Below are 6,924 nucleotides of genomic sequence, written 5' to 3'. Positions count from 1 at the left end.
TAGTGGACCTGAAAAACCGACTTTGCAATGTCAATCCCCACTGGCGTAAGCTTCACGACGGATCCTCCGGTTTGCCTGGAAACTTCGTATTTTCCACGTGGGCACATCGATGCCGTTGGCCCGTGAGAATCCACCTCCCTTTGCGCTCACATTCACGGGTGGGACGCGTTCATTTCATTCCCTGCTCCATGTGCTGCCCGGCGGGTCCCATCGTTTCCGTCACTATGGGCTGCTCGCCCACCCGGTGCGCCGCGCCAGTCTCGCGAAGGTCCGGGATCTGCTGAACGTCGCACCCGAGGTCAACACGCCACCAAACGAGACGTTCATCCAATTTGCGACTGTCTTCATCTGCCGGCATTGCGGTGCACCGATGATCATCATCGACATCCTCGCGCGCAGCGCCCCGATCCGCGCACCGTCGATGCGCCCGACCTCGATTGGGCTCGTCTGGATCTGTGAGGAGTGAGGGCTGTTCCAAATGCGTGAGAAGCTCATGCAAGCGGTTGGTTGTTCGCGGGCGAGCAAAATCTCGCTCTCTGGTGTCGCAAGGCGGCACAGAAAAGTGGGGAAGACCCGGCAGCAGCCTGGGGGGGCGACGCATCGCGAGAGGCGCGTCTCCGTAGGACATGCGTGGCGAGCACCGAATCAGCCGAAGGAGTGCGAAGCCATGTTTGATCGTACGAATTTAATCTGTGCTCCCATGACATCGTCCAGAATCCACGCCGATGCGCTACCTTGACGAATCAATTGAATGACGCAACTGGATTCTTCTCCAATCTCCGCTGCCTAAGGCAGTGATGCTGGAAGAGGGGCACAGCTATCCAACAATGCCAAGGACGAACGCATTTACTGCCAACAGCAATAGAATCAGCATCGCAGGCAGATAGCGTATGGCGATTGATCCAGCATCGCGTTTGCGCGAACCGGTCGTCGGGTTGAATCTTGCGGTTTTTCTCATTTCGAAGAGTCCTCAAAGCGGCGCGCGACGACGCACCCACTTCAGCGAGGCGCGCGGGGTCTGACGTGAAAGCCTCGAAGGCGGGGCAAGCAACAATAGAGTCAGCCGGGTTGTCAGCGGTCGAGACTTAGGTCGAGCACGGGTTTGAACGCAAGCGGGTGCGCATTGATGAGCGCAGCCAGTCGTTCGATGCCGCGATCGATCTGCTGCGGCGATACGGTCGCGAAGGACAGGCGCAGGAAGTGGTGAAGCGGATCGCGCGCAAAGAACGGCGCGCCCGGGACGAATGCGACGTCGACGGCAAGCGCGTCTTCGAGCAGCGCGGCGCTGTCGATGTCGGGCGGCAGCGCGAGCCAGATGAACATGCCGCCCTCGGGTACGTTCCAGTGCACGCCTTCGGGCATGTGCTCTTCGAGTGCAGATAGCATCGCTTCGCATTGCTCGCGATAGAAGCTGGCAAGTCGTGGCACATGGGTTTCGAGAAAACCGTCACGCACGGTCTCGTAGACGATGCGTTGCGAAAGCGTCGAGCTATGCAGATCGGCCGCCTGCTTGACCTGCACGAATTTTCTCTGGAACGCGTCCGGCACGATCATGTAGCCGACACGCAATCCAGGCGCGAGGGCCTTTGAGAACGAGCCCAGGTAAATAACGTTGTCGGGCGCCATCGAATGGATGGATGGCAATTGTCTGCCATCGAACGCGAGCGCCGCATAGGGATCGTCCTCGACGACGATGAGCCCCGTGCACTGCGCAATCTCCGCGATCTTCCTGCGACGCTGGATCGGCAGACGTGCACCCGTGGGGTTCTGGAAGTTCGGTTGCAGATACAACAGCGTGGCGCGTTCGGGTTCGATGTATTCGAGCGCGTTCGACACGATGCCGTGTTCGTCCGTCTGCACGCTTACGAATTCGGGTTCATACAGCGAGAGCGACTGCAACGCGCCGAGATACGTCGGACGCTCCACGAGCACCGCGCTCTGCGGATCGACGAGTACCTTGCCGATGAGGTCAAACCCTTGCTGGGAGCCGCTCGTGATCAGCACATTCGACGGCGAGACGGGGTGCTGGCTGGTCGAGTGCTTACGCGCGACCCATTCGCGCAAAGGTGCATAGCCTTCGGTCGCGCTGTACTGGAACGTGTCGGCACAGGAAGCATGTGTCGCCCGAGCGGATGCATCGCGTAGCGCTGCAAGCGGAAAGGAGGCGGGTGACGGAACGCCGCCCGCAAACGAGATTATCTCGGGTCGTTCGGTAAGCTTGAGAATTTCACGAATCGCCGAACTTTTCAGCGACCGCGCACGTTGAGCGATACGCCGCTCGGCATGGGACAACGTATTTGCCATCTGATTGCTCCTTGAAGAGCGTCATCGTAGACAGCAGTAAAAAGATGAAAAAGCCCGCCAAGGAAGTAACACTGTTTTCGCATGGAAACGATAGGGACGACGACTTAATCTGGCCTTTTTCGCTTGCTTCCGCCGCTGCACGCGCTGAGTGCGAGACTGCGGGCGCCGGGCGTGCTCCTCAGAAATGCCCGTAAGGCGCGAACTGGTTGTCTTCCTCGTTCCAGGGTGCGTCGCTTCAAGGACTACCTGGTTGCGACGTTTGCGGAAGATGCGCCGGCGTTCCACGCGCCACCAGGCCATGGGAAATGTCGGCGCTCCGGTGCGGGTGCGCGACCTTCGGCGTGACGGGGAATCGGAATTCCGCATCCGCCGTATGCTCGAGGGCGAGTTCGAAGAAAGCCTGACTGCATGGCGAAAGCGAACGCCCCTTGAGCCAGACCAGATTCAGCGCGCGCTCTATTCGCATGTCGGCCACTTCCAGTGTGCGGAGTTCGCCACGAGCGATTTCCTCAACGATACTGAGCGAGGATACATAGGCTATGGCCTGTTGCGCGACAAGCATGCGCTTGATGGCCTCGGTGTCGCTCACCGATATCGAAGGTATCATCTCAAGCCCGGCGCGCTGATACGCGGATTCGACTACCGCTCGTGTACCCGAACCCGGTTCGCGCAGGATCACTATCTGTGCTGCAAGATCGCGCGCGAGCAGTCGCGCGTTGCCTTGCCGATATCCGTGCGCGGCTGCGAGCACGATTTCGTCGGAGCCAATAAATTGCGCATGCAGGCGCGCTTCGTCATATGGACCCTCGATGAAACCAAGCGTGAAATCACCGTTGCCGAGGCCGCTTACGACTTCCTGTGTATTGGTCACAGCCAGTTCGATGCTGACCTTCGGATATAGCGTAGTGAATGCCGCGATCATCTTCGGCACGAGATACACACCGAGTGTTGCGCTCGCGCCTATTTTCAGGTGTCCGGCGCTCAGTCCAGCGACTTCCTTTAATTCGGATCGCACCGCTTCTGCGAGGGTAAATATCCGTTCCGCGTAACCGAATAACAGTTTTCATGCATAGGTGAGGGCCACGCCTCGGGGTAGCCTGTCGAACAGCAGAACACCGAGTCGCTCCTCCAGTACCTTGACCTCGCGGCTAACAGCGGGCTGGCTCACCCGCAGGCGCAAAGCGCCGCCGCTCAAGCTGCCGGCGCGGGCAACTTCGTAGAACGCAAACAGATGAGTGAAATTCATTGGCAACGGCCCGCGAAAATCGCCGTGGCGGATCCATGGCCAGAGATCCCATGACTGACGGTTTCCCACGCGATGGCCACGATGGTAGCGGCGTTCCGTTTTCCTTTAAAGGATCTCGCGACAACAAACTGATTCCTGCAGGAATCGATCATCTTAAAAGGGCGTGCCCGGTCTTGGGAAACGAGTTGGGTATAACTCAAAGTCAGAGCATGGGTGCCTATTTTGTATTTTTCAGCATGCCGAACGACACACAGCCTAGTCGCTCTATTTAACCGACTGGTGTCGATATGTCGTCTCTTCCCCAAATCGCCCAACATCCCGTAGCAAGAATCCGGTTTGCCCGGGTTACCTTGCTGGACTGATTCCCGGCGTCGCGCTATGTATCGGCGTGTGCGTGATCGCATGGTTACTGCAAACGCTGCAAGCGCGTTTGTTCGGTCATGTATGGCTCGAATCACTCGTGCTCGCGATCCTCGTGGGCGCGCAGGTCCGTATCGTTTGGACGCCCGGCGAGCGTTGGGCAAGCGGAGTAACGTTTAGCGCGAAACCTTGCTGGAAATCTCCGTCATGCTGCTCGGTGCATCATTCACGGCCGCCACGCTGCAAGAGAGTGGCGTCAAATTGCTGTCGGGCATCGTTGTGATCGTCCTCGCGGCCATCCTCGTGAGCTATGGGATCGGACGCGCACTGAGGTTGCCGCGGCGCATGGCGCTGCTGATCGCACGAAGCCGACAATGAACCATGGCACCAGCTTCGATCCCGCATACGCTTTCGTTTGTCTGGAAGGCCGTCGACGGATATCGAATGCCGGGCGCCATGTCAGAGGAGTGTCGTTGATGTTTCCGTACGTCGAGTCATTTTTCGATCTTTGGGCGGTACGATCAGCCACATTGTCCACGCCGGATACGGCTCGCCGTGCGCCGTCATCGATCCAGTTCTCGATTTCGATGCCGCATCCGGGCAATCGTCCACGCATTCGATCGAGCGCCTCGTCGCTTTCGTCGAGAAGAAGCGCCTCGAGGTTCAGTGGATACTCGCGACGCACGCGCATGACGATCTTCTTTCGGGGGCGGCGGTGCTCAAGCGCCGCATCGGCGGAAGAATCGGTATTCCCCGCAGCATCGTCGACGAACGGTCAATGTCTTCTGCGACGTTCGACCCGTGGGGCGAGCACCGGTTTAGCCTCCATTGAACGATGCGCCGCAGGCTGTCCACGGGCGGCCATGACCATGCACGCGCATGCCTTTTCAGGTCTCCGCCTTCTGATGGAGACTGCGCAGCTTGCCCGGCGAAGTCCCGAACCGTCGCTTGAAGGCCCGCGCAAATGCGCTTTCAGAGTCGTAACCGACCGCCATTGCGACCTTCATCAGGGAGGCACCAGTGGCGGTGAGGCGTTGCCGGGCCAGCCCCAGGCGTACTTCCGTGAGGAAGGCGAGCGGAGCTATTCCGGCAGCCTTCTGGAACGTGCGCACCAGAGTCGCCCGTGAGACATGCGACTCAGTGGCAAGCTCATCCAACGTCCAGCCGTGGGCCGGATCGCTCAACATCGCATTGACGGCCCGAGCAGACGCAGGCGTAGCGAGTAGCTTTACCAGATCGCTGGACGATCGCGCCTGCTCGAAATGAGCGCGCAGCATAACCACGAATAGCGCGCTGGCGAGGTCGGTGGCGATGGCCGCTGCTCCTGGAAGGGCGGACTTTAGCTCCAGTTCGATCATCTGCACCAGCGTACTCGGACGGCTCAGCAACTGGTCCGTGCCGAAGCGGAGCAGGATGGTCCCAGGCAGCGCCGCGACAACCAGGTTGCTGGAGACCTCTTCGAAGAGCAGGCGGCCGCAGATCAGCTCGGTGTCAGTTTCGTCAGCGGTATTGGTCTTGATCCTGATTGCGTTGTTGGATTCGATGCGGACCCGCGCATCTGGGTTGCGGTCCCCGCTGACCGAGCGCACGACATGGGCATCGCCATGAGGGAGCAGCAGCACCTCGCCCGCTTCCAACTCGAAGCACTCTCCGTATTGCAGTTCCAGGCGGCAGCTGCCCTTGGTCACAATATGAAACTGGGCCCAGCCGGGCGATTCCGCTTCGTGCACGGCCTTCCATTGCGAAGCGAAACGGCACACCTCCTGCAGTTCCGGCCGCACCCGCAACAGCGGCGCGATGACGCTCAACGAGTCGCGGGCTGGTAGGCTGACAGAATGCGCAGTGTCGCGCTCGTTGAGCCGTTCGGCATTCGAATTGCGTCGCGCGGACATAACTCATTTCCTTCTGATAGCTACGATGGTTGCACTTATACACAACAGGAAAATTTCATGCATATGCACGACTGGAAACAGTACCGCCAGCAACTTGTCGGCGGCGTCGGCGGCTTCGGCAAGCTCGACCCGGACACGGTCAAAGGCTGTATCACCCTAGGTGGCGCAGGTCAGAAGACCGAGCATCTCGGCGACAAGACGCGCGAGCTCATCGCCCTGGCGGTTGCCATCAACTTGCGCTGCGACGGCTGCATCGCAGTGCATACCGCCGCCGCCCGCGAGTTCGGCGCGACGAAAGAGGAGATCGCCGAAGCCCTCGGCGTCGCAATGGCCGCCAACGCTGGAGCAGCCATAGTTTATTCAACCCGCGCGCTCGATGCCTTCGACACCACTGACAAGGAGCAGGCCAACGCCTGAGTACGGAACATGGACCACTATTTCCGCCCCTTGCTCGTCCGGCTTGCAGGTTCGAGCCGCTTTGGCAGTCACTTGATGCGTATTGCCATTGCCATCGTCTTCCTGTGGATCGGTGCCTTGAAGTTCGTACCCTACGAAGCGGACAGCATCACGCCTTTCGTGGCGAACAGCCCGGTGATGTTCTTCTTCTACGAACACCCGAAGGAGTACAAGACCCACTTCACTCACGAGGGCGAGCTGAAGCCGTCCGAGCGGGCATGGCAGACGTCGAACAACACTTACTCCTTGTCGGACGGCCTGGGCACCGTGGAGCTCACGATCGGCCTGCTCACGCTGGCCGGCCTTTTCTCGCGACGGTTGGGTTTCGTGGGGGCCGTGCTGGCTTTCCTCACTCCCATCGTAACGCTGTCGTTTCTGTTCACCACGCCAGAGGCCTGGGTGGCCGCGCTGGGCGACGCCCAACACGGCTTCCCCTACTTGTCGGGGGCGGGACGGCTGGTGCTAAAAGATGTCATGATGCTGGCCGGCGCTCTGCTGGTGATGGCCGACAGCGCCCGGGCGTTGCTTAAGGCGCCCCAGTCCAGCTGAGATGATTCCAATCATCGCAAGGCTACGAACCGCCTTCATTTCGTTCACGCCGGCGAAGCTGCCGGCCAACTGCGCATTAGTTGCTGCCACGCGTCGCCGACCTGAATGTCAAGCGCG

At 59.9% G+C, this 6,924-nt stretch carries 8 protein-coding genes and 1 pseudogene; 5 read left to right on the top strand and 4 right to left on the bottom strand.

Features of this window, described 5'->3' with window-relative positions; translation table 11 throughout:
• Positions 1 to 181: 181 nt before the first annotated feature.
• A pseudogene (locus tag AB3X96_RS31135) lies at positions 182 to 466 on the top strand (hypothetical protein); the annotation flags it as partial.
• A 605-nt stretch (positions 467 to 1,071) separates the two neighbouring features.
• Here AB3X96_RS31135 and AB3X96_RS31130 read toward each other — a convergent pair.
• The 3 genes from AB3X96_RS31130 to AB3X96_RS31120 form a co-directional block, all read right to left on the bottom strand.
• The gene (locus AB3X96_RS31130) at positions 1,072 to 2,304 is read right to left on the bottom strand and encodes a PLP-dependent aminotransferase family protein (RefSeq protein ID WP_368592706.1); all 1,233 of its coding nucleotides are present in this window, start codon (positions 2,302 to 2,304) and stop codon (positions 1,072 to 1,074) included.
• Between the two features lie 235 nt (positions 2,305 to 2,539).
• Positions 2,540 to 3,319, bottom strand: a complete 780-nt coding sequence (locus AB3X96_RS31125) for a LysR substrate-binding domain-containing protein (RefSeq protein ID WP_368592705.1) — start codon at positions 3,317 to 3,319, stop codon at positions 2,540 to 2,542.
• Between the two features lie 48 nt (positions 3,320 to 3,367).
• Positions 3,368 to 3,550, bottom strand: coding sequence for a LysR family transcriptional regulator (locus AB3X96_RS31120; RefSeq protein ID WP_368592704.1), 183 nt, complete (start codon positions 3,548 to 3,550; stop codon positions 3,368 to 3,370).
• 549 nt (positions 3,551 to 4,099) lie between these two features.
• On the opposite strand from AB3X96_RS31120, the gene AB3X96_RS31115 reads away from it, so the two are divergent.
• Complete coding sequence (locus AB3X96_RS31115; protein WP_368592703.1) at positions 4,100 to 4,288, top strand: hypothetical protein; 189 nt, start codon at positions 4,100 to 4,102, stop codon at positions 4,286 to 4,288.
• Positions 4,289 to 4,418: 130 nt separating this feature from the next.
• Positions 4,419 to 4,742, top strand: coding sequence for an MBL fold metallo-hydrolase (locus AB3X96_RS31110; protein WP_368592702.1), 324 nt, complete (start codon positions 4,419 to 4,421; stop codon positions 4,740 to 4,742).
• 55 nt (positions 4,743 to 4,797) lie between these two features.
• Here AB3X96_RS31110 and AB3X96_RS31105 read toward each other — a convergent pair whose 3' ends face one another.
• Positions 4,798 to 5,802, bottom strand: a complete 1,005-nt coding sequence (locus AB3X96_RS31105) for an AraC family transcriptional regulator (protein WP_368592701.1) — start codon at positions 5,800 to 5,802, stop codon at positions 4,798 to 4,800.
• Between the two features lie 63 nt (positions 5,803 to 5,865).
• Here AB3X96_RS31105 and AB3X96_RS31100 point away from each other — a divergent pair, with 63 nt between their 5' ends.
• Both AB3X96_RS31100 and rclC read left to right on the top strand, forming a co-directional pair.
• Complete coding sequence (locus AB3X96_RS31100; RefSeq protein WP_368592713.1) at positions 5,866 to 6,219, top strand: carboxymuconolactone decarboxylase family protein; 354 nt, start codon at positions 5,866 to 5,868, stop codon at positions 6,217 to 6,219.
• 9 nt (positions 6,220 to 6,228) lie between these two features.
• Positions 6,229 to 6,807, top strand: a complete 579-nt coding sequence (gene rclC / locus AB3X96_RS31095; protein WP_368592700.1) for a reactive chlorine resistance membrane protein RclC — start codon at positions 6,229 to 6,231, stop codon at positions 6,805 to 6,807.
• Positions 6,808 to 6,924 lie beyond the last annotated feature (117 nt).

It is taken from the genome of Paraburkholderia sp. BR13439, assembly GCF_040948805.1.
Lineage (GTDB): Bacteria > Pseudomonadota > Gammaproteobacteria > Burkholderiales > Burkholderiaceae > Paraburkholderia > Paraburkholderia youngii.
The sequence above is the reverse complement of the archived record's forward strand: the minus strand, read 5'-3'. Positions and strand labels throughout refer to the sequence as shown.